The organism is Parvibaculum sp. (assembly GCF_030694575.1).
GTDB lineage: Bacteria > Pseudomonadota > Alphaproteobacteria > Parvibaculales > Parvibaculaceae > Parvibaculum.
Genome location: NZ_JAUYUS010000025.1, coordinates 1 through 21,938, shown reverse-complemented (window position 1 = coordinate 21,938; position 21,938 = coordinate 1). Strand labels below are relative to the sequence as shown.

Annotated in this window: 15 protein-coding genes, 1 other RNA gene and 1 pseudogene; 13 read left to right on the top strand and 4 right to left on the bottom strand. The window is 63.6% G+C overall.

Annotated elements, in window-relative coordinates:
* Nucleotides 1-19: 19 nt before the first annotated feature.
* Nucleotides 20-3,813, top strand: a pseudogene (metH, locus tag Q8S60_RS04855) (methionine synthase).
* Between the two features lie 3 nt (nucleotides 3,814-3,816).
* Here the strand turns inward: metH and Q8S60_RS04850 are convergent.
* A complete protein-coding gene (locus tag Q8S60_RS04850) occupies nucleotides 3,817-4,158 on the bottom strand; it encodes a helix-turn-helix domain-containing protein (RefSeq protein WP_305276472.1) in 342 nt (113 codons plus the stop codon).
* Nucleotides 4,159-4,234: 76 nt separating this feature from the next.
* Between Q8S60_RS04850 and Q8S60_RS04845 the strand changes: the two genes are divergently transcribed.
* Complete coding sequence (locus tag Q8S60_RS04845) at nucleotides 4,235-4,789, top strand: carboxymuconolactone decarboxylase family protein (protein ID WP_305276473.1); 555 nt, start codon at nucleotides 4,235-4,237, stop codon at nucleotides 4,787-4,789.
* A 420-nt stretch (nucleotides 4,790-5,209) separates the two neighbouring features.
* Here the strand turns inward: Q8S60_RS04845 and Q8S60_RS04840 are convergent, their stop codons facing one another.
* Together Q8S60_RS04840 and Q8S60_RS04835 are read right to left on the bottom strand one after the other, a co-directional pair.
* On the bottom strand, nucleotides 5,210-6,190 hold the full coding sequence (locus Q8S60_RS04840) for an NADPH:quinone oxidoreductase family protein (RefSeq protein WP_305276474.1): 981 nt from the start codon (nucleotides 6,188-6,190) through the stop codon (nucleotides 5,210-5,212).
* 66 nt (nucleotides 6,191-6,256) lie between these two features.
* Entirely contained in the window at nucleotides 6,257-9,868 is a 3,612-nt protein-coding gene (locus Q8S60_RS04835) for a hydantoinase B/oxoprolinase family protein (protein ID WP_370867270.1), read from the bottom strand.
* Nucleotides 9,869-10,020: 152 nt separating this feature from the next.
* On the opposite strand from Q8S60_RS04835, the gene Q8S60_RS04830 reads away from it, so the two are divergent.
* The 3 genes from Q8S60_RS04830 to Q8S60_RS04820 all read left to right on the top strand — a co-directional run bounded on the left by Q8S60_RS04830 (nucleotide 10,021) and on the right by Q8S60_RS04820 (nucleotide 12,483).
* Nucleotides 10,021-10,731, top strand: a complete 711-nt coding sequence (locus tag Q8S60_RS04830) for a TerB family tellurite resistance protein (protein ID WP_305276475.1) — start codon at nucleotides 10,021-10,023, stop codon at nucleotides 10,729-10,731.
* Between the two features lie 142 nt (nucleotides 10,732-10,873).
* Nucleotides 10,874-11,740, top strand: coding sequence for a DMT family transporter (locus Q8S60_RS04825; protein WP_305276476.1), 867 nt, complete (start codon nucleotides 10,874-10,876; stop codon nucleotides 11,738-11,740).
* Entirely contained in the window at nucleotides 11,740-12,483 is a 744-nt protein-coding gene (locus tag Q8S60_RS04820) for an N-acetylmuramoyl-L-alanine amidase (protein WP_305276477.1), read from the top strand. Before Q8S60_RS04825 ends, Q8S60_RS04820 begins: the two co-directional genes overlap by 1 nt.
* On the opposite strand, the gene Q8S60_RS04815 is transcribed toward Q8S60_RS04820, so the two are convergent.
* Nucleotides 12,480-13,442: a zinc-binding alcohol dehydrogenase family protein gene (locus tag Q8S60_RS04815; RefSeq protein WP_305276478.1), complete on the bottom strand. Its 963-nt coding sequence runs from the start codon at nucleotides 13,440-13,442 to the stop codon at nucleotides 12,480-12,482. The genes Q8S60_RS04820 and Q8S60_RS04815 overlap by 4 nt on opposite strands.
* Before the next feature lie 105 nt (nucleotides 13,443-13,547).
* Between Q8S60_RS04815 and rnpB the strand changes: the two genes are divergently transcribed.
* From rnpB to mraY, 8 genes are all read left to right on the top strand, one after another.
* Nucleotides 13,548-13,919, top strand: an RNA gene (gene rnpB / locus Q8S60_RS04810) — RNase P RNA component class A.
* Nucleotides 13,920-14,307: 388 nt separating this feature from the next.
* Complete coding sequence (locus tag Q8S60_RS04805) at nucleotides 14,308-14,793, top strand: division/cell wall cluster transcriptional repressor MraZ (protein ID WP_305276479.1); 486 nt, start codon at nucleotides 14,308-14,310, stop codon at nucleotides 14,791-14,793.
* Entirely contained in the window at nucleotides 14,790-15,809 is a 1,020-nt protein-coding gene (rsmH, locus tag Q8S60_RS04800; RefSeq protein ID WP_305276480.1) for a 16S rRNA (cytosine(1402)-N(4))-methyltransferase RsmH, read from the top strand. The genes Q8S60_RS04805 and rsmH overlap by 4 nt, the downstream gene beginning before the upstream one ends.
* The gene (locus Q8S60_RS04795; protein WP_305276481.1) at nucleotides 15,806-16,183 is read left to right on the top strand and encodes a hypothetical protein; all 378 of its coding nucleotides are present in this window, start codon (nucleotides 15,806-15,808) and stop codon (nucleotides 16,181-16,183) included. Before rsmH ends, Q8S60_RS04795 begins: the two co-directional genes overlap by 4 nt.
* Entirely contained in the window at nucleotides 16,180-17,940 is a 1,761-nt protein-coding gene (locus Q8S60_RS04790) for a penicillin-binding protein 2 (RefSeq protein ID WP_305276482.1), read from the top strand. The genes Q8S60_RS04795 and Q8S60_RS04790 overlap by 4 nt, the downstream gene beginning before the upstream one ends.
* Nucleotides 17,941-17,995: 55 nt before the next feature.
* On the top strand, nucleotides 17,996-19,450 hold the full coding sequence (locus Q8S60_RS04785; RefSeq protein ID WP_305276782.1) for a UDP-N-acetylmuramoyl-L-alanyl-D-glutamate--2,6-diaminopimelate ligase: 1,455 nt from the start codon (nucleotides 17,996-17,998) through the stop codon (nucleotides 19,448-19,450).
* Complete coding sequence (locus Q8S60_RS04780) at nucleotides 19,447-20,886, top strand: UDP-N-acetylmuramoylalanyl-D-glutamyl-2,6-diaminopimelate--D-alanyl-D-alanine ligase (RefSeq protein ID WP_305668395.1); 1,440 nt, start codon at nucleotides 19,447-19,449, stop codon at nucleotides 20,884-20,886. The genes Q8S60_RS04785 and Q8S60_RS04780 overlap by 4 nt, the downstream gene beginning before the upstream one ends.
* Nucleotides 20,886-21,938 (top strand): phospho-N-acetylmuramoyl-pentapeptide-transferase (gene mraY, locus Q8S60_RS04775; RefSeq protein WP_305668394.1); only part of this gene is annotated, 1,053 nt, incomplete at its 3' end. The genes Q8S60_RS04780 and mraY, both read left to right, overlap by 1 nt.

Below are 21,938 nucleotides of genomic sequence, written 5' to 3'. Positions count from 1 at the left end.
CAGGCAACAGGAGAGACCGATGACCAGAGAAGAACGTATTGCAAAGCTGAAGGCGCTCTCGAAGGAGCGCATCCTGGTGCTTGACGGCGCAATGGGCACGATGATCCAGGGCTACAAACTCACGGAAGCGGATTTTCGCGGCGAGCTGCTGAAGGATCATGCCTACGACGTGAAGGGCGACAACGAGCTCATTTCGCTGTCGCGGCCCGATATCCTGCGCGAAATCCATTTGAAGTATTATCGCGCGGGTGCGGACTTCGCCGAGACCAACACTTTCAGCGCGACGACCATTGCGCAGGCGGATTATCACCTCGAGCACCTCGCCTATGAGATGAATGTCGCAAGCGCCCGCGTTGCGCGCGAGGCGGCCGACATCGCCGAAAGCGAGACGCCGGGCCGCGTCTGCTTTGTGGCGGGCGTTCTCGGGCCAACGAACCGCACTGCCTCGATTTCGCCCAAGGTCAACGATCCGGGTTTCCGCAATGTCGATTTTGATCAGCTCGTGGCCGCTTACAAGGAAGCCACAAGGGGCCTCATCGAAGGCGGGGCAGATACCATTCTCGTGGAGACCATTTTCGACACGTTGAATGCCAAGGCGGCTCTCTTTGCGGTCGAGGAGGTTTTCGACGAGGTGGGTTTCGAGCTGCCGATCATGATTTCGGGCACGATCACCGACATGTCCGGCCGCCTCCTCTCCGGGCAGACGCCGGAAGCTTTCTGGAACTCGGTGCGTCATGTGAAGCCTTTCTCCATCGGCCTCAATTGCGCATTGGGCGCGAAGGAAATGCGTCCCCATGTCGACACCTTGTCGCGCATCGCGGACGCGCATGTGAGCGCGCATCCGAATGCCGGTTTGCCGAACGAGATGGGCGAATACGATCAGGATGCCGGGCAAATGTCGGGTCTGGTCGGCGAGTTCGCTTCCTCAGGTCTCGTGAACATTGTCGGCGGCTGCTGCGGCACGACACCCGAGCATATTCACGCCATCGCGGAAGCGGTGAAAGGCGTTCATCCGCGCGACATTCCGGAAGTCGAACCCCGGTTGCGGCTGTCAGGCCTCGAAGCGTTTACGGCGGCCTGACCTCGGTCCGTCATCTTTCTTCACCAAGAAAAGTTAGCAATAGTTTCATGACTCAATCGACCGCGAACTTCATCAATATCGGCGAGCGCACCAATGTAACGGGCTCGGCGAAGTTCAAGAAGCTGATCGTCGAGGATCGTTTCGACGAGGCGCTCGATGTTGCGCGCCAGCAGGTAGAGAACGGCGCACAGATCATCGACGTCAACATGGACGAGGGAATGCTCGATTCCGAGGCGGCGATGGTGAGGTTCCTCAACCTCATCGCCTCCGAGCCCGACATTTCGCGCGTGCCGATCATGATCGACTCGTCGAAGTGGTCGGTCATCGAGGCGGGACTGAAATGCGTGCAGGGAAAGGCGGTGGTCAACTCGATCAGCCTCAAGGAAGGCGAGGCGGCCTTTCTCGACCACGCACGCAAGGTAAAGCGCTACGGCGCGGCCGCCGTCGTCATGGCTTTCGATGAAGAGGGGCAGGCCGACACGGCCAACCGCAAGTTCGAAATCTGCGAGCGTGCCTACAAGCTGTTGACGGAAGTCGTCGGCTTTCCGCCGGAAGATATTATTTTCGACCCGAATATTTTCGCCGTCGCGACGGGTATCGAGGAACACAACAACTACGCCGTGGAGTTTATCGAGGCGACGCGGCGTATCCGCCAGCAACTGCCTTACGCGCATGTGTCAGGCGGCGTTTCCAATGTTTCCTTCTCGTTCCGGGGCAACGAGCCGGTGCGTGAGGCCATGCATTCGGTGTTCCTCTATCACGCAATCCAGGCAGGCATGGACATGGGCATCGTGAATGCCGGCCAGCTTGCGATTTACGACGAGATCGAACCGGGATTGCGCGAAAAGGTCGAGGACGTAATCCTCAACCGCCGGCCGGATGCGACCGAGCGTCTTCTCGAGGCCGCCGAACAATACAAGGGAGGCGCGGGCAAAAAGCGCGAGGAAGACCTGTCCTGGCGTGAAAAGCCCGTCAACGAACGGCTTACGCATTCGCTGGTGAAGGGCATCAACGCCTTTATCGAGGAAGACGTGGAAGAGGCGCGGCTACAGGCGGAGCGGCCGCTGCACGTCATCGAAGGACCGTTGATGGACGGCATGAACGTCGTCGGCGATCTTTTCGGTTCGGGGAAGATGTTCCTGCCGCAGGTCGTGAAGAGCGCCCGTGTGATGAAGCAGGCGGTCGCCTACCTCATGCCTTTCATGGAAGAGGAGAAGGAGCGGACGGGCGCGAGCCAGAAGGAGACCGCGGCGACCATTCTCATGGCGACAGTGAAGGGCGACGTTCACGATATTGGCAAGAACATCGTCGGCGTCGTGCTTCAGTGTAACAATTACGAGGTAATCGATCTCGGCGTGATGGTGCCGGCGGACAGGATTCTGCAGGTCGCAAAGGAAAAGAAGGTCGATATCATCGGTCTTTCCGGTCTCATAACGCCCAGCCTCGACGAGATGTGCCATGTGGCTGCCGAGATGGAGCGCGAGGGTTTCGACATTCCGCTCCTTATCGGCGGTGCGACGACGAGCCGTATCCACACCGCCGTGAAGATCAATCCGAACTACCGGCGCGGGCAGGCGATCTATGTGACGGATGCGAGCCGCGCGGTGGGCGTTGCCTCAAACCTCATCTCCGAGACGTCGCGCGACAAGTTCGTCGCCGACATCCGCGACGAATACGCCAAGATGGCGACGGCACATGCCGGCGCACGCGCGCAGAAGGACCGGCAGACCATCGAGGCCGCGCGGGAGAACAAGCTCAAGATCGAGTGGGACGGATACAAGCCCGTCCGCCCGACCTTTCTCGGCACGAAGGTCTTCGAGAACTATCCGCTCGAGACGCTCGTTCCCTATATCGACTGGACGCCGTTTTTCCAGACGTGGGAACTGGCGGGACAGTATCCGCAGATACTCCAGGACGACAAGGTAGGCGAGGCTGCGCGCGGGCTGTTCGAGGATGCGCAGGCCATGCTGAAGCAGATGGTCGAGGAGAAGTGGGTGAAGGCGTCGGCCGTCATCGGCTTCTGGCCGGCGAACCAGATCGCCGCCGACGATATCGAGCTCTACACCGACGACACGCGCAGGGAAACGCTCGCCGTGCTTCATTCATTGCGTCAGCAGATGAAGCGCACATCGGACAGGGCCAATATGGCGCTGGCCGATTTCGTGGCGCCCAAGGATACGGGCATCGAAGACTATGTCGGCGGCTTCGCGGTTACGGCGGGCTTCGGCGAGGACGAGGTGGCGAAGCGCTTCGAAACGGCGAACGACGATTACCGGGCCATTCTTTCGAAGGCACTGGCGGACCGTCTGGCGGAAGCTTTTGCCGAGCACATGCACGAACGTGTACGGCGCGAATTCTGGGCCTATGCGGCGGACGAGAAACTTCGGAACGAAGAGTTGATCGCCGAGAAATATCAGGGCATCCGTCCTGCGCCCGGCTATCCGGCGCAGCCGGACCACACGGAGAAGCGCACGCTGTTCAGGCTTCTCGATGTCGAGGCGAAGATCGGGATGAAGCTCACGGAGAGCTGCGCCATGTGGCCGGGCGCGGCGGTGAGCGGCGTCTATTTCAGCCATCCGCAGTCCGAATATTTCGGTGTCGGCAAAGTCGGCAAGGATCAGGTGATTGATTACGCAAAGCGCAAGGGCATGGAGCTGCGCGAATGCGAACGGTGGCTCGCGCCAATCCTCAACTATACGCCGGGAGCCGAGCCCGAAGAGGCGGCCGCCTGACACTCACTTGAGCGATTTCGCCCATTTCTCCGACCAGACGGCAAGGGGCGTGAGCTGCGAAAGCAGTTCGCGCCCCAGCTTCGTCAGGGCATAGCCTTCATCCGGCAGCAGTTCGATAATCAGCGTTTCCCGCAATTCCGCGAGGCGGCTGTTGAGCACGCTTGGTGAAATTCCCCCGCAGGCGGCCTGCAACTCACGGAAGTTGAGGGGACGGTCGCGCAACTCCCACAAGATCCGCAAGACCCAACGCCGCCCCAGCAGGTCGAGCAGCACCATCACGGGGCGGCCGGTTGTGGAGCCACGCACGCGGCGGCCGGAGCGGGGCGGGTTCTGCGGTTTTGTCATGGAGGCAGATTATCATTGCGCTACGAAAAAAGAAGCAATAGATTTTGCTACTGAAATGGTAGCAAGGAGAATGAGCATGTCAGCACGTATCGAGCCGGCCGCGAGGCCTTACGACGAGGATATGGAGGTGACGCTCGAAAAACTGATGCCGCCGGGCGTCGAGCCTCTCCTTCTGTTCAGGACGCTGGCGCGCAATCCGCGCGTTTTCCGCCGGTTCATGGCGGGCGGACTTCTCGACAAGGGGTCGATTTCGCTGCGCGATCGTGAAATCGCGATCGACCGGACCTGCGCGCGTTGCGGCGGAGAATATGAATGGGGCGTGCATATCGCATTCTTCGGCGAGACGGTGGGGTTCGGCGCCGATGAAATCGCGGCGACCGTTGCGCCCGGCGCCGATGCTGCCTGCTGGAGCGAGCGGGAGAAGCTCATCGTGCGGCTGGTCGACCAACTGCATGAAACGAGTTCGGTCGACGACGATTTGTGGGCAGCCCTGAAGCAGGAATTCAGCGACGAACAATTGCTCGAATTCATCGTGCTGACGGGCCTCTATCACATGGTCTCGTTCGTCGTGAATGCGACGCGGCTGCCGATGGAGGACTACGCGACGCGTTTCCCGCGTGCGACCGGCTGAGCCGCGAATCGAAAGAGGGCGCGTCTTGCGATGCGCCCTCTGGAATTTTTTTCAACTACGGCCTATCCGGTTCGGGCCTGCTCGTGCCTCGGGATCAGAAAAAACCCATCGTCACTGCGCCGACGAACAGAAACGCAAGCCCGGTCGCCAAATATCCAACCTTCATCGCAAGCATTTCAGCCTCCACTCGTCGTGGTTAGAGGGAAAGTTTCGGGCCGAAAGGCGGCGCTTCGCAAGCAGAATCGTGGCTGCGTTGCAGCACGCGTTTCAAGCGATGTGAGGATAGTCCCGCAACCGGTTGAATCTGGCCGTAAAATCCTTTGTGGATGAATTTCTGTCACTGACATCGATTCGTCACGGAATCGGCGCGAATCCGCGATGCAGGCGCGACCCGTGCATTCTCCCTTTCGGGCCTGTGTTTCAGGTGGCGAAGCGGATAACCGGCTTGCCGATGCTTTGCCTGTCCAGCAGCCGTTGCAGTACGCCGGGCGCTTCGGCCAGCGGGAAGCTGGCGGTGGGTTCCGGATTGATGCGGCCGTTCGAAATCCAGGCCGTCAGCGTCTTCAGGAGTGGAATATTGTCCGCCGGATTCGCACGGATATAGCCGCCCCAGTCGACGCCGACGATGGAACAGCGTTTCAGCAGCGCGAGGTTCAGCGGTATCTTCGGAATCGCGCCCGCCGCGAACCCGACGACGAGATGCCGCCCGCCCGGTGCAAGGCATCGAAGTGCCGCCTCCGACATATCGCCGCCGACGGGATCGTAAACGACATCCACGTCGCGGCGTCCGGTGAGGGGTTCGAGCTCCTTGCGCCATTCCGGATTGGTGTAGTCGATTGCGAAGTCCGCACCTCTGGCTATCGCGGCGGCGCGCTTTTCATCCGTCGACGCGGCGGCGATCACCTTCGCGCCCATCGCCTTCGCGACGTCGATCGCGGCCATGCCCACGCCCCCTGCAGCGCCGAGCACGAGCACGGTCTCGCCGCTGCGGAGGTGTCCGCAGTTTTCGAACCCGTAAAGCGCCGTGCAGTAGGAGACGATGAAGCCGGCGGCGGCTTCCGCGCTCATGTTCGGCGGCACGGGGATGCAGCTTGCGGCGGGCAGCGCGATTTTTTCCGCTAGCGCGCCGCGCGGCGACAGCGCCATGATGCGTTTGCCAAGCAGGTCTCCCGGCGCGCTTGTGCCAAGCGCGACGACCTTGCCTGCGACCTCGCTTCCGGGGATGAAGGGCAGGGGCAACTTCACCTGATAGGTGCCCGCGACGAAGAGTGCATCGACGTAGCCGAGGCCGGCCGCCTCCGTCTCGATCACGACTTCGCCGTCGCGGGGACTCGGATCGTCCATCTCCTCAAGCGTGAGGTTGGATGGCGCGCCGTAGTTGACGCAGCGGATCGCTCGCATGTGTTCGCTCCCTGTCGCAATGCTTTCGCGGCATCATGCGCGGCCGGGGCCCACATGCAAGGGGGATCAATTCTTGCCGAAGCCGCCACCTCCCGGCGTCCTGATAATTATTCTGTCGCCTGCCTCGAGTTCGGCCTGTGCGGAACCTTCCAGTTTTTCGATCCGGCCATCCTTGCGGTGCAGTTCATTCTCTCCAAGTGCACCATCGCCGCCGCCCGCGAGACCGAATGGCGCGACAACGCGATGTGTCGAGAGGATGGACAGGCTCATCGGTTCGCGGAAGCGGATGATGCGCACGACGCCCTCGCCACCCGTGTGTTTGCCTTTGCCGCCGGACCCTTTGCGGATGCTGAATTCCTCCAGCAGCACCGGGAAGCGCCACTCCAGCACCTCGGGATCGGTGAGACGGGAATTCGTCATATGCGTTTGCACTGCGTCGGCGCCGTCGAAGTCCGGTCCCGCGCCGGCGCCACCCGCAATCGTCTCGTAATATTGATGGGTGTCGTTGCCGAAGGTGAGGTTGTTCATGGTGCCCTGTGCGGCGGCCATGGCGCCGAAAGCGCCGAAAAGCGCATCCGTCACCGCCTGGCTCGTCTCCACATTGCCGCCGACGACCGCCGCCGGATAGCGCGGCGCGAGCATCGAGCCTTCGGGAATGACGATCTCGATGGGCTTGAGACAGCCTTCGTTCAGCGGAATATCGTCGTCGACCATGCAGCGGAAGACATAGAGCACCGCCGCGCGGGCGACGGCGGACGGTGCGTTGAGATTGCTCGCGAGTTCGGCGCTTGTGCCGGCAAAATCGATTTTCGCCGTCCGCTCTTCCCTTTTCACGCTGACGCGCACGCAGATCATCGAGCCGTCATCCATGGGTTGTTCGAAGCTCGCATCCTTCAGCCGGTCGATCACGCGGCGAACATTCTCCTCGGCATTGTCCTGCACGTGGCCCATATAGGCTTCGACGACGTCGAGCCCGAACTCGGCCACCATCCGGTGAAGTTCCTGCGCACCGCTTTCGCAGGCGGCGATCTGCGCGCGGAGGTCGGCGAGATTCTGGTCGGGATTGCGCGCGGGATATCTGCCGCCTGTCAGAAGCGTACGCATCTCCGCCTCGCGGAATTTCCCGCGTTCCACGATGCGAAAATTGTCGATCAGCACGCCTTCCTGCTCGACGTTCCGGGAATGGGCGGGCATCGAGCCGGGAGAGATGCCGCCGATATCCGCGTGGTGTCCGCGTGCGGCGACGTAGAAGAGGCGCGCGCTTCGGGCTTCGTCATAGACCGGCGCTACCACAGTGACGTCGGGCAGGTGCGTGCCGCCGTTGTATGGTGCATTCAGCACGAAGACGTCGCCCGGTCCCATGCCCGGGTTTTGCTCGATCACCGTGCGCACGCTTGCCCCCATGGAACCGAGGTGAACGGGCATGTGCGGTGCATTCGAGACGAGACCGCCGTCACGATCGAATACCGCGCATGAGAAGTCCAGCCGCTCCTTGATGTTGACGGATGAGGCTGTGTTCTGGAGCGCGGCACCCATCTGCTCGGCAATCGACATGAAGCGGTTGTTGAAGATTTCGAGCATCACGGGGTCTGCATGTGTGCCGATGGCCACGCGCTGGCGCAGAGGCTCGACGCGCCGCATCACGACATCGCCGATCGGTGTAATTTCCGCATTCCAGCCCGGCTCAACGACGATGGTCTGGTTGGGCTCGACGATGAGCGCCGGCCCCGCTACTTCGTGGCCGGGCTTCAGGGCATCGCGCAGGAAGACGGCAGCATCCTGCCACGACTGCGCCATATAGACCGGGCGCCGGCCGCGCATTTCGGGCTTGCCGGAGGGGCGCATGAAATCGGTGCCGGCCGGCCGGGAAGGGCGCCGCTCTTCCGCCGCAACCTCGACCGCCTCCACCACGATGCGTTTTCCGTCGAAGCTGAAGCCGAATTGCGACCGGTGCGCCTTTTCGAAAGCTTCCGACGCTGCATTGCGGTCCCGCGCGGAGAAATCGATCTGCAAGGTTGTATCGCTGCCTTCGTAGCGCAGATGGAGGAGGGGCTTTGCGTCGATATCCGCCTCGTCGACGCCTTGTCCCGTAATCTCTGCTGTTACGGCTGCCCTCAGTTCGGCAATCGTCTCGTTCAGTTCCGGCAGCAGCTCATCTTCGAAAGGGCGGATCACGGCGCGTGCATGCGACGCCGCGATCTTTGCGAGTCCGATGCCATATGCGGAAAGCACGCCTGAAAAAGGATGGATGTGAACGGTCGTCATGCCGAGAGCATCCGCGACAAGGCACGCGTGCTGGCCGCCCGCTCCGCCGAAACAGGAGAGCACATAGGACGTGACGTCGTGGCCGCGCTCGACGGAAATTTTCTTGATCGCATTCGCCATGTTGTCGACGGCGACGAGCAGGAATCCGCTGGCGACTTCTTCGGCCGTTTTGCCGTCGCCTATCCGCGCGGCGAGTTCGGCAAAGCGCCGCCGCACGATCCCGGCGTCGAGCGTGTCGTTCTGCGCGGGGCCGAAGACGCGAGGAAAGAGATCGGGCTGCAGCTTTCCGAGCATCACATTGGCATCGGTGACGGCCAGGGGGCCGCCGCGCCGGTAGGAGGCAGGTCCGGGCGTTGCACCGGCGGACTCCGGCCCGACCTGAAAGCGTCCGTCTTCGTAGCGCAGGATCGAACCGCCACCGGCTGCGACCGTGTGAATGCGCAGCATGGGTACACGCATGCGCACGCCGGCAATCTGCGTCTCGAAGCTTCGTTCGTATTCTCCGTTGTAGTGCGAGACGTCGGTCGAGGTGCCGCCCATATCGAAGCCGATGACCTTGGCGAAGCCCGCTTCCGCCGCCGTCATCGCGGCGCCGACCACGCCGCCGGCCGGGCCCGACAGGATGGCATCCTTGCCCTGAAAGAGCTTGGCGTCGGTAAGGCCGCCCGAGGACTGCATGAAGAAAAGCCGCGTTCCGTCCTCCGTCGTGTCGATGTCGGCCGATACGCGGTCCACATAGCGCCGCAACAGGGGAGACAGATAAGCATCCACCACACTGGTGTCGCCTCGCGCCACGAATTTGATGAGGGGGCTTGCCCGGTGGCTCACCGATATCTGAGTGAAGCCGATGTCGCGGGCGATCCGTTCCGCTTCCAGTTCATGTGCGGGATACCGATAGCCATGCATGAAGCAGATCGCGACCGCGCGCACTCCCTCATCGAAGGCCGTCTGCATCGCCCGGCGCGTTTCCACCGTGTCGAGCGGTCTCAGAACCTCGCCTTCGGCAGTGATCCGTTCGCTCACTTCCGCCACGCGCTCGTAAAGGAGTTCGGGTTTCTCGATCTTCAGACGGAAAAGGTGCGGGCGGGCCTGATAGCCAATGGAGAGGGCGTCGGCGAAACCTCTTGTCGTCAGCAGCAACAGGCGCTCGCCCTTGCGCTCCAGCAGCGCATTGGTCGCTACCGTCGTTCCCATTTTTACCGCGCCGATTTTCCCGGCGGGCAGGGGCTGACCGGCTGGAATTCCCAGCAGGTCGCGAATGCCCTGAAGGGCGGCATCGTCATAATGCTCAGGGTTCTCCGACAGCAACTTTCGCGCAACCAGACGCCCGTCCGGCGCGCGGGCCACGATGTCGGTGAAGGTCCCGCCCCGGTCGATCCAGAAATCCCAGCGGTTGCTTGTATCGGTCATCATGTGACGCAACCTGCCATAACGGCCCGGGTGCTGCATCCGCGAAAGTGCAGGACTTTTTCCGCTCCTTCATCACGAGCTTTTGACGATTTACGCAAGGTCTTGCTCGTATTTCGCAGATGCGAGATTCGGAAAAACGTCCTAAGCTGGGTGCCATGTCGATTTGGGGAAAAATCGCGGGCGCCGGCGTTGGCTTAGCCGTCGGTGGGCCCTTGGGTGCGCTTCTGGGCGCGGTCGCCGGACATATCGTCGTCGACCGGGCGCTCCAGGACAGCGAAGTCGTGTTCACGATCGCCCTTATTGCGCTATCGGCCAAGATGGCCAAGGCGGATGGCGAAGTCAGCGACGCCGAAATCCGGGCCTTTGAAGAGATTTTCCAGGTGCCGCCCGGCGAGGCGAAGAATGTCTCGCGGGTCTATCGGGTGGCGCAGCAGGATGTCGCCGGCTTCGAAGCTTATGCGCGGCAGGTGGCCCGCATCTATCAGGACCGGCCGGCCGTCCTTGAGGACGTGATCGATGCGCTCTTTCACATTGCGAAGGCGGATGGGTACGTCCATGTGCAGGAGCTGGAGTATCTGCGCACGGTTGCGGATATTTTCGGCTTTTCCGAAATCGAATTCGCCCGTATCCGGGCCAGCCATCTCGGTCAGGAAAAGGGCGATCCCTATCTCGTGCTCGGCATTACGCCCGATATTTCCGATGACGATCTGAAAAAGGCCTATCGCCGTCTCGTTCGGGAAAACCACCCCGATACGCTGATAGCGCGCGGCGTTCCGAAGGAAATGGTCACCATCGCCAATGAAAAGCTGGCGGCGATCAATGTGGCCTACGGGAAGATCGTAAAACAGCGCGACATTGCCGCCTGACGGTTGCCCGTTCTATGGGTCGCCTTTTCAAGCCCATAATTTCCTCGTTCATGCCCTAGGCGCCGCCCCCGCGCTGCGCTAACAACAGTGCCTGAGGCGCCCCGCGAGTGGTGGGCGCCGTACCTGGCGCCACGGAATCGCGATGACCCCCCTTCATTTGGGCTTCATGGTCCTGATTAATCTGATCTGGGGCTTCGCTCTCATCGCGGCCAAGGTTTCGCTCGACCATTTTCCGCCGCTGCTTTTCGCCGCGCTCCGCTTCACGCTGATCGTGCTGGTGCTGTTTCCGTTCCTGAAAATTCACAAGGGGCGGATGAAGCAGGTCATCATCATCGCCTTGTGCGCCGGGCCCGTCGGTTTCGGCTTCTTCTTCGTCGGCCTTGCACTGTCCAACGCCTCGGTCGTTGCGGTGACGAGCCAGCTTGGCGTGCCCTTCGCCACCATCATGTCGATCGTCTTCCTGAAGGAGCAGGTTCACTGGCGGCGCTGGCTCGGCATCTCGCTGTCGTTTCTCGGCGTCATGGTCATCAGCTTCGATCCGGTGGTATTCACCTATATCGACGGGTTGCTCTTCGTCGTTGCGTCGGCCTTTGTCGGCTCGATTGGCACGATCTTTCAGCGCCAGATCAAGAATGTCGGTGTGTTCGAATTGCAGGCCTGGGTGGCGGTTGCCGCCGCGCCGCTGATGCTCGGCGCGTCGGCAATATTCGAGAGCGGCAGTTTCGGGCTCATCATGACGGCCGATCTGCTGGACTGGGCGGGCGTCTTCTATGTCGCCTTCGCCTCCAGCCTGGTCGGTCATGCCGGCATCTATTATCTTCTGCAGCGCTATGAGGTGACGCAGACCGCACCGTTGACGCTGCTTTCGCCTGTGTTCACGGTCTTTTTCGCCGTGACGCTGCTTGGCGAAATCCTCACGACACGTATGATCGTCGGTGCGTTGATTGCGCTTACCGGCGTTCTCATCGTGTCGATACGCCAGAAGCGGATTGTGGATACGGGGCCCTGATGCCAATTTTCTGCAAGGAGCGACCCTCCCCGAATTTCAACGAACGGCCCGCAGGCCGCGCCGTCGACATTCTGCTTTTGCATTACACGGGGATGGCGAGCGCGGAAGAGGCGGCTGCGCGTCTTTGCGATCCGGCCGCGAAAGTGTCGTCGCACTATATGGTCGACGAGGACGGAGCGATCACGCGCATGGTGCCGGAGCATCTTCGCGCCTGGCATGCGGGCGCCGGAAACTGGGCGGGCGACACCGACATAAACGGTTGTTCCATCGGCATCGAAATCGCGAATGGCGGTCATGATTTCGGATGCCCGCCTTATCCGGATGCGCAGATGGATGCGGTCGAGGCGCTCTGCCTCGACATCCTGTCGCGTCATCGGATTCCGCCGAGGCGCGTGCTCGGCCATTCGGACATCGCGCCGGCGCGGAAGGCGGATCCGGGTGAGTGGTTCGATTGGGCGCGGCTTGCGCGCGCTGGCGTCGGGGTCTGGCTTGAGCCGGAACCCGTCATCGAAGGGCCGGTGCTGCAGAACGGAGATCGCGGCGACACTGTCGCGGAATTGCAGTATCTGCTTGCCGATTACGGCTACGGGCTTGAGGTGCTCGGCCGATACGACGATGCGACCGAGGCCGTCGTGACGGCGTTTCAGCGTCATTTTCGTCCTCAAAAAGTCGACGGGGTGGCGGATATTTCTACTGTCGCCACACTCCGCCGGCTTCTCGAGGCCGTAAAGTCTCTCGCTTAGGGGATCAGCGTCACGCGGCCGAAAGCCTTGCGGCTCTCGATATATTCATGCGCTGCCGCTGCGTCCTTCAGCGGGAAGGACTTGTCGAGTACGACTTTAAGTTCGCCCTTCGCGATGTCGTCGATCAGTTTCTGGATGTTGTCATGCACGCGGTCGCTGAAAATTTCAGCACCGAGGAAGACACCGGAGAGCGACTGGTTGCCACCCATCATGGTTGAAACATCCACGCGCATTTCTTCGCGGCCGGCATTGCCGACCATCGAGATGCGGCCCCGATAGCCAAGGGCGAGGATCGACTTCTGGAGCGTCGAGCCGCCGACCGGATCGACGACGAGGTTCACGCCGCGATTGTCGGTGAGACGCTTGGCTTCGGCAACCAGGTCTTGCGTTTTGTAGTTGATGCCATGGTCCATGCCGTATTGCTTCAGGCCTTCGAGCCGTTCGTCGCTCGAAGCCGTCGCGATGACGGTGGCACCGGCTCTTTTGGCGATCTGGATGGCGGCGAGGCCGACGGCGCCCGCGCCTGCCTGCACGAGAACGGTTTCACCGGCTTTCAGGTGTCCGAATTCGAAGAGGCAGTCATGCGCCGTGCCGAAAGGCACGGGTATCGCTGCCGCCTCGCGAATGTCCATGTTGTCGGGCACGACCCACGCCGTGCGCGCGAAGACCGCCCGGAGTTCGGCATGCGAGCCGTGCATGTTGACGGTCGTTACGCGTTGACCCGGCTTCAGATGGGTTACTTCATTGCCGACCTCGACGATCGTGCCGGCCGCCTGGTAACCGACGATGTGCGGCTTCGAGGCAAGCTCGCCGCGCGCGCGGTTCAACGTGTCGCCACCTTCGATGCTGACGGCTTCGACCTTGATGACGATGCCCTGCGGCAGGCATTCGGGATCGGGTACGTCCTCGTACTTGAATACGCTCGGCGGTCCGTTCTCGTAGTAGACGGCGGCTTTCATTTTGTTTCTCCCGGTACTGAGTTTCTGTCCCGCCCCATATCGGTATGGGTGTCGGCAATCGCAATAGCCTTGACCTACGCGCCTTTTAGGCCCATTTCCACTGCGTCAGATGGCCGGATGGCTGCTGCGTGCAAACGCAGAGGAAAGTCCGGGCTCCACGGAAACACGGTGCCGGTTAATGGCCGGCGGGGGCGACCTCAGGGAAAGTGCCACAGAAAGCAAACCGCCTGACCCGCGGGTCAGGTAAGGGTGAAAGGGTGCGGTAAGAGCGCACCGCGCGGACGGTAACGGACGCGGCACGGCAAACCCCACCGGGAGCAAAACCAAATAGGGGCGGCAGTTCAGGCACTTAGCCTGACAACCCGTTTCCGGGCCGCCGCCCGGGTTGGTTGCTCGAGGCGCCCGGCAACGGGCGTCCCAGATGAATGGCCATCGCCCGCAAGGGCACAGAACCCGGCTTACAGGCCATCTGACACCCTCACTGTCATCGTATTGTCATCAATCTGTCACAAACAGATTTTTCGGGGTTTGGCCATGTGCCGTCCCGAACGGGTCCGGGCGGGTGGCGGGCTCGTGTTTGGAGGGGCCTGGGACGGTGTCCCGCGCTGACGCAGGCGAGTACTTTGTCTATGCTTTGTTCTTATTATGTTCTCACAGTATCTAGAATTTTAACGACCTGTTAAGACTGTCCAGAGGCGCGCAAAACCGCGAAAATACTAGGGTTTCCCGTTGACGCCCATGATATCCCATGGTATCCCATGATGTCCCGTATACCACCATGCGGCCCCGTTTGGAGCCAGCCGGTCCCGAGGACGCAGGACCCCCTCGGGCAGAGGGGCAGTCCGATAGAGGGAGAAGTCGGACGATGGACTCGTTCCGGGGGCGTTACACGAACAAGATCGACTCGAAGGGACGGGTTTCCGTGCCGGCGAAGTTTCGTGCCGTCTCGATCGCCCAGGGGCTGAACGGGATCATCTGCTTTCCGCCGCTGAGCGAGGGCAAGTTCATCGAAGGCTGCGGGCCGAGCTTCTCCACCGAGATCGACCGGATGCTGGCGCGGCTCGACCCGTTCTCGGAGGAGCGCGACATGCTCGCCTCCGTGCTGCTGGGCGAGAGCGCGGAACTGACGTTCGACGCCGACGGGCGCGTGAACCTGCCCGACAATCTGCGCGAGCTTGCCGGCCTCACCGACGAAGCGGTCTTCGTGGGCGCGGGGCCGCGCTTCCAGATCTGGGAACCGAAGGCCTATGCCGCTTTCGCCGTCGAAGCGCAGAAGCGGGTTCCCGGCTTCCGTGAATTGCTGAAATCGACCTATGCGGCCCAAAGGCCCGATGGCGGGGGCGGCCAATGAGCGACAACGGCCAGACGGGCGCCACCCCCCATGTCCCGGTGATGCTGGCCGACGTGCTCGATGTGCTGAAGCCCCGCGATGGCGGCCTTTATGTGGATGGTACTTTCGGCGCGGGCGGCTATACGCGCGCGATCCTCGGCGCGGCGGACTGCGCGGTGCTGGCGATCGACCGCGATCCGACGGCGATCGTCAGGGGCCGTGCGCTCGCCACCGAATTCGCCGGCCGGCTGACGCTGATCGAAGGCCGCTTCGGCGACATGGAGCGGCTGGTCCGCGCGCTCGGCCATGCCTCGGTCGACGGCGTGGTGCTCGATATCGGCGTTTCCTCCATGCAGCTCGACCAGGCGGAGCGCGGCTTCTCGTTCCAGCAGGACGGGCCGCTCGACATGCGGATGGGCGGCGAAGGCCCCTCGGCCGCGGACGTGGTCAATCATTTCGACGAAGCCGATCTCGCGCGCATCATCGCCGTCTACGGCGAGGAGAAGAGGGCGCGGGCCGTGGCGCGCGCCATCGTGGCGGCGCGGCAGACGGCCGAACTCCACCGCACGCTCGAACTCGCCGACCTCGTGGCCAGCGTCATTCACCGCAAGCCGCAGGACCGTATTCATCCCGCGACGCGAACATTCCAGGCGCTGCGCATTTTCGTGAACGACGAACTGGGCGAACTCGCGCGCGGTCTTTCGGGCGCGGAGGCGCTGCTGCATGAAGGCGGCCGGCTCGCCGTCGTCGCATTCCATTCGCTCGAAGACCGGATCGTGAAGCGCTTCCTCACCGCGCGGACGGGACGGGCGGGGCGCGCGAACCGCTACATGCCGGAACGCGACGAAGCCGCGCCGTCGTTTCGCGAAATCGCGCACAAGGCGCTGAAGGCGTCGGACGCCGAAGTCGAACTCAACGTGCGGGCCCGTTCCGCGAAGCTCAGGGCGGCGGAGCGCACGGCCGCGCCCGCGCTGCCGCTCGACCTCGGCGCGCTCGGCTTCCGCGCTGTCCCCTCGCTCGACGGGGGGCTCGCATGATCCGCGTCATCAACCTGCTGCTCGTCATGGCGGTGATCGGCCTTTCGGTCGGTCTCTACGACATCAAGTATCGCGCGGAGGGCGCCGACAGGCAGGCGCGCCAGCTTAAACAGCGGATCGCCAAGGAGCAGGAAGCCATTCGCGTGCTGCGCGCCGAGTGGAGCTATCTCAACCAGCCCGAACGGCTGCAGGAACTCGCCGCGCGCTATTCGGCGCTGAAGCCGCTGACGGCGGCGCAGATCGGCACGTTCGAGGATGTACCGATGCCGCACATGGCGGATGAATTCTACGTGCCGTCGAACCGCCAGCCGCGCGGCGGTTATGCGGGCGTCTCGCCGGCCGAAATCGGCATGACAGGGAGCACCGTTCAATGATCGGCCGCCGCGCAGATACAAGGTCCAGCACGCGCTACCTGCCGCTCGGCTACGACGCCATCGCCAAGCCGCGCCAGCCGCGCGCAGGCGAGGGCGCGAACGGCCGCACGCCATCGCAGCGGCGCATCTTTCTCGCGCTCACGATCTTCGCCGCCTGCTTCACGCTGATCGGCGCGCGGCTGGTCGGGCTCGCGATCGTGGGCAGCGGCGCGGAAGGCACCATCGTCGCCGCCGGCCCCACCCAGGTTCACCGGCCCGACATCGTCGACCGGAACGGCGAGGTGATGGCGACCGACATTGCGACGGCCTCGCTCTTCGCCGACGGGCGCTATGTGATCGATCCGGCCGAGACGGCGCGCCAGCTTGTGAGCGTGCTGCCCGATCTCAACGTGGCGGACGTGACGGCGAAGCTTGCCTCCGGCAAGGCCTTCATGTGGTTGAAGCGCGACCTCACGCCGAAGCAGCAATATGCGGTTCACTATCTCGGGTTGCCGGGCCTCGACTTCCGCAACGAGCAGAAGCGGGTCTATCCGAACGGCAAGACCGGCTCCAATGTGCTCGGCATGGTCGATCTCGACAATCGCGGGACGGCCGGCATCGAACGCTATATGGACCGCAAGCTCGGGCGAACCGACGCCCACGACATGCCGCGCTTCGAGCGCGGGACCACGGTGATGCTGTCGCTCGACCTGCATGTGCAGCACGCGCTGCGCGACGAACTTGAAAAGGCGATGGTGGAGTTCAGCGCGCTCGGCGCGGCCGGCGTCATCATGGACGTTCACACCGGCGAAGTGGTGGCGATGACGTCGTTGCCGGATTTCGATCCGAACGATCCGATGTCGTCCTCCGACGAGACGCGCTTCAACCGGGCGACGCTCGGCGTCTACGAAATGGGCTCTGTCTTCAAGGCGGTGACGCTGGCCGCCGCGCTCGACAGCGGCAAGGTGAACCTCAACGGCAGGTTCGATGCGTCGCAGCCGCTGAAGGTGGCGCGCTTCACCATTCACGACTTCCATGCGGAGAACCGGTGGCTCAGCGTGCCGGAAGTCTTCATTCATTCGTCGAATATCGGCACCGCGAAGATCGCGCTGCAGTTGGGCGGCGAGGAGCATCGCGCCTATCTCGGCCGCTTCGGGCTTCTGACGCGGCCGGACATCGAACTGCCGGAAGCGGGCGCGCCGCTGCTGCCCGCGCGCTGGAGCGAGCTTGCCACGATCACGACATCATACGGCCATGGCATTGCCGTGACACCGCTGCAAGTAGTGAGCGCGGTGTCGACCATCGTCAATGGCGGCTTCAAGGTGAAGCCGACCTTCCTGCGCCACAACGAGCCGCGGCTCGGGGAGCGCGTGGTCTCGACCGAGACGAGCAACACGATGCGGGGACTGCTGCGGATGGTGGTGGCGGAAGGCACGGGCAAGAAGGCCGACGTGCCGGGCTATCCGGTGATGGGAAAGACGGGCACCGCGGAGAAGCCGGAGAACGGCCGCTATGCGCGCAACAAGCTCATTACATCCTTCATCAGTGCCTTCCCGGCCAACGATCCCCGTTACGCGATGATCGTGATGTTCGACGAGCCGAAGGCGACCAAGAACACTTACGGCTATGCGACTGCCGGCTGGAACGCAGCGCCGGTGACGGCGCGCGTGGTGGCCCGGGTGGCGCCGCTGCTCGGCGTGCGGCCGGCGCCCAAGGTGCTGCCGGAGGGGCTGCGCGAGGCGAAACTGGTTTCGTATGACGCGACGGGCGGGCAGTAGTGCCCGCAAGGCAGCAACGTGAGTTGGCGAGACGATAGACGGAATGTTGGGTGATATGCAGTTGTCGGCGTTGATCGGGTCCGATCTCGCGCTTCCCGAAGGGGGGGCGACGGAGATACTCGGCCTGACGGCGGACAGCCGCGCGGTACGGCCGGGCTATCTGTTCGCGGCGCTGCCGGGGACGAAGCTCGACGGCACAAAATTCATTGCACAGGCAATCGAGAAAGGCGCGTCCGCGCTGCTCGTGCCGCTCGGCGCGGCGGTAACGGCGGGCGTGCCTGTGATCGCCGACCGCAATCCGCGCCGCCGCCTCGCACTGATGGCCGCGAAATTCTTCGGCGCGCAGCCGCGCACCGTCGCCGCGGTGACGGGCACCAACGGCAAGACCTCGATCGCGACCTTCCTGCGGGAAATCTGGGCGGCGCTGGGCGAGGAGGCGGCGAGCCTCGGCACGCTCGGCGTGACCAGTCCCAGGGGCGAACGGCCACTCGGCTATACGACGCCCGATCCCGTGGCGCTGCAGGCGGAGCTGGCGGCGCTGGCGAAAGAGGGCGTGACGCATCTCGCAATGGAAGCCTCGAGCCACGGGCTCGCGCAATACAGGCTCGACGGCGTGAAGCTGCGCGCGGCGGGCTTCACCAATATCACGCGCGACCACATGGACTATCACACCAGCTTCGACGACTACCTCTATGCGAAGCTGCGTCTCTTCGGCGAGGTGATGGGGCCGGGCGGCGTGGCCGTGCTCAATGCCGACAGCCCGCAATATGCCGAATTCGAAGCCGTGTGCTGGGCGCGGGGACACCGCATCATCTCCGTCGGGCGGAAGGGCAAGGGCATCTTCCTCGCCGCCGCGCGGCCGACACTGCGCGGACAGACGCTCGAACTCGTGCATGAAGGCAAGAACTACGCGGTCGACCTGCCGCTGGTCGGCGGCTTCCAGGCGTCGAACGCGCTGGTGGCGGCGGGGCTGGCCATCGGCTGTGGCGGCGCGGCGGAGAAGGTCTTCGCGGCGCTGGAAAAGCTGACCGGCGCGAAGGGCCGCATGGAAGAGGCGGCGCATCTTCCGAACGGCGCCTCCGTCTATATCGATTACGCGCATACGCCGGACGCGCTGGAAAACGTGCTGGAGGCGATCCGCCCGCACACGCAAGGGAAACTCTCCGTCGTGTTCGGCTGCGGCGGCGACCGCGACGCGGGCAAGCGCCCGCTGATGGGCGCGGCGGCGGCGAAGCTTGCCGACATTATATATGTGACCGACGACAACCCGCGCAGCGAAGAGGCAGCCGCCATTCGCGCCGCCGTGCTGAAGGGCTGCCCGGGGGCGAGCGAAATCGGCGACCGGGCGGCGGCCATCGAGACGGCGATGCGGGCGCTGCAGCCGGGCGACGTTCTCGTGGTGGCGGGCAAGGGACACGAGACCGGGCAGATCGTCGGCGACAAGGTGCTGCCTTTCTCCGACCATGACGCGATCCGCGCGGCGGCGAAGAAAATCGGAGGTGCCGCATGAGCGCGCCTCTGTGGACGAAAGAAGACGTGCTGACCGCGACGGGCGGAAAGGCCGAGGGCGCCGGGTGGAGCGCGAGCGGCGTTTCCATCGACAGCCGGACGCTGGAAGCGGGCGATCTCTTCGTCGCCATCATCGGCGAGAATTCGGACGGCCATGCCTATGTGGAAAGCGCCCTGAAGAGGGGCGCGGCCGCGGCCATCGTGAGCGCGCCGACGGATGCGATGTGCGCGGCAGGGCCGCTCGTCGTCGTGGCCGATACGCTGGCGGCGCTGAACGCGCTTGGCCGCGCGGCGCGGGCGCGGACGCGGGCGAAGGTCGTCGCGGTGACCGGCAGCGTCGGCAAGACGGGAACGAAGGAAGCGCTGAAGCTCATTCTTTCCGAGCAGGGAGCGACGCATGCTTCCGCCGCCTCCTACAACAATCTCTGGGGGGTGCCACTGTCTCTCGCGCGGATGCCCGCCGGAACGCGCTTCGGCATTTTCGAAGTGGGGATGAACCATCCCGGCGAGATCACACCGCTGTCGCAACTCGTCGAGCCGTTCGTCGCGCTCATCACGACGGTCGAGGCGGTGCATATGGAGTTCTTCGACTCGGTCGAGCAGATCGCCGATGCGAAGGGCGAGATTTTCGACGGGCTGCAGAAGGGCGGCGTCGCCATTCTCAATCGCGACAATCCGCATTTCGAGAGGCTGCGCGCGAAGGCGGAGAAGAGCGGCGCGGGGCGCATCATCTCGTTCGGCGAACACAGGAATGCGGATGCGCGGCTGGAGAAGGCGGCGCTGAAGGAAGACTGCTCCTGCGTCTCCGCCACGATCTGCGGCCAGCCCGTGACCTACAAGCTGGCCGTGCCGGGACGCCACATCGTGATGAACTCGCTCGCCATGCTCGCCTGCGTGCATGCGCTGGACGCGGACCTGGCGATGGCGGCGCTCGCGATGGCGAACCTCAAGGCGCCGAAGGGGCGCGGCGAGAGGCACATCGTGTCGGCGCCGCTCGGGCAATTCACCGTGGTCGACGAAAGCTACAACGCCAATCCGGTTTCGATGCGCGCGGCGCTGGACGCGCTCAGCCGCGCGAAGCCGGAAGGCAAAGGACGCCGCATCGCCGTCATGGGCGACATGCTGGAACTCGGCGAGACGTCGATCGCGATGCATCGCGGGCTTGCCGACGCCGTGCGCGAGGCGGACATCGATCTCGTTTTCGCCTGCGGGCCGCATATGCGCGAGCTCTACAAGGCGCTGCCGGCGGCGGCGCAGGGCGCTTACGCGGAAACATCCGCCGAACTCGGGCCGCTGCTCCGCGATGCCGTGGAGCCGGGCGATGTGGTGATGGTGAAGGGTTCTCTCGGTTCCCGCATGGGGCCGCTTGTCGAACTGCTCAGGGGGCTGGGCGACGACGACGGCGAGAGCATCCGGCGCAACAGGGGGACGAACTGATGCTTTACGATCTGCTCGGCGGCATGGCGAACGAGGTTCAGGCATTCAACGTGTTCCGCTACATCACGTTCCGCACCGGCGGCGCGACGGTGACGGCGCTGCTCATCAGCTTCCTGTTCGGTCCGCGCATCATCGCGATGCTGAAAGCGCGGCAGCGGCGCGGCCAGCCGATCCGCGAGGACGGGCCGCAGACGCATATCATCCAGAAGCAGGGCACGCCGACGATGGGCGGCTTTCTCATTCTGGTCGGGCTCGTGCCTTCGGTGCTGCTGTGGGCGGACTGGAGCAACCGCTATGTCTGGATCGTGCTGTTCGTGACGCTCGGTTTCGGCGCGGTGGGTTTCGCGGACGACTACCTGAAAGTCTCGAAGATTTCGCCGAAGGGCGTGCCGGGGCGGGTGAAGCTGTTCTTCGAATTCGCGATTGCGCTGGTGGCGATGTGGGCGCTGGTGCTGGTGTCGAGCGAGCCGCTGCAGACGGCGCTGACCGTGCCGTTCTTCAAGACGCTGCTGATCGAACTCGGCGGGTTCTTCTTCCTGTTCGGCGCGCTCGTGATCGTCGGTTCGTCCAATGCGGTGAACCTGACCGACGGGCTGGACGGGCTCGCCATCGTGCCGGTGATGATCGCGGCGGCATCGCTCGGGCTCATCGTCTATCTCGTCGGCAATGCGGTGTTCGCGGATTATCTGCAGATCCATTTCGTGCCGGGGACGGGCGAGCTTGCGGTCTTTTGCGGGGCGCTGATCGGGGCGGGGCTCGGTTTCCTCTGGTACAACGCGCCGCCCGCGATGGTGTTCATGGGCGACACGGGTTCGCTTGCACTCGGCGGCGCGCTCGGCGCGATCGCGGTGGCGGCGAAGCACGAGCTGGTGCTGGCGATCATCGGCGGGCTGTTTGTGCTCGAAGCGGTATCGGTCATCGTGCAGGTGGCGTCGTTCAAGCTCACGGGCAAGCGCGTCTTCCGGATGGCGCCGCTGCATCATCATTTCGAACAGAAGGGCTGGGCGGAGCCGACCGTCGTCGTGCGCTTCTGGATCATATCCGTCGTGCTC

Bases quoted from the DNA above. Each gene is read 5' to 3' on its own strand.
- Q8S60_RS04850 (WP_305276472.1), bottom strand. From the start codon at position 4,158: ATGACAAAACCGCAGAACCCGCCCCGCTCCGGCCGCCGCGTGCGTGGC.
- Q8S60_RS04845 (WP_305276473.1), top strand. From the start codon at position 4,235: ATGTCAGCACGTATCGAGCCGGCCGCGAGGCCTTACGACGAGGATATG.
- Q8S60_RS04840 (WP_305276474.1), bottom strand. From the start codon at position 6,190: ATGCGAGCGATCCGCTGCGTCAACTACGGCGCGCCATCCAACCTCACG.
- Q8S60_RS04835 (WP_370867270.1), bottom strand. From the start codon at position 9,868: ATGATGACCGATACAAGCAACCGCTGGGATTTCTGGATCGACCGGGGC.
- Q8S60_RS04830 (WP_305276475.1), top strand. From the start codon at position 10,021: ATGTCGATTTGGGGAAAAATCGCGGGCGCCGGCGTTGGCTTAGCCGTC.
- Q8S60_RS04825 (WP_305276476.1), top strand. From the start codon at position 10,874: ATGACCCCCCTTCATTTGGGCTTCATGGTCCTGATTAATCTGATCTGG.
- Q8S60_RS04820 (WP_305276477.1), top strand. From the start codon at position 11,740: ATGCCAATTTTCTGCAAGGAGCGACCCTCCCCGAATTTCAACGAACGG.
- Q8S60_RS04815 (WP_305276478.1), bottom strand. From the start codon at position 13,442: ATGAAAGCCGCCGTCTACTACGAGAACGGACCGCCGAGCGTATTCAAG.
- Q8S60_RS04805 (WP_305276479.1), top strand. From the start codon at position 14,308: ATGGACTCGTTCCGGGGGCGTTACACGAACAAGATCGACTCGAAGGGA.
- rsmH (WP_305276480.1), top strand. From the start codon at position 14,790: ATGAGCGACAACGGCCAGACGGGCGCCACCCCCCATGTCCCGGTGATG.
- Q8S60_RS04795 (WP_305276481.1), top strand. From the start codon at position 15,806: ATGATCCGCGTCATCAACCTGCTGCTCGTCATGGCGGTGATCGGCCTT.
- Q8S60_RS04790 (WP_305276482.1), top strand. From the start codon at position 16,180: ATGATCGGCCGCCGCGCAGATACAAGGTCCAGCACGCGCTACCTGCCG.
- Q8S60_RS04785 (WP_305276782.1), top strand. From the start codon at position 17,996: ATGCAGTTGTCGGCGTTGATCGGGTCCGATCTCGCGCTTCCCGAAGGG.
- Q8S60_RS04780 (WP_305668395.1), top strand. From the start codon at position 19,447: ATGAGCGCGCCTCTGTGGACGAAAGAAGACGTGCTGACCGCGACGGGC.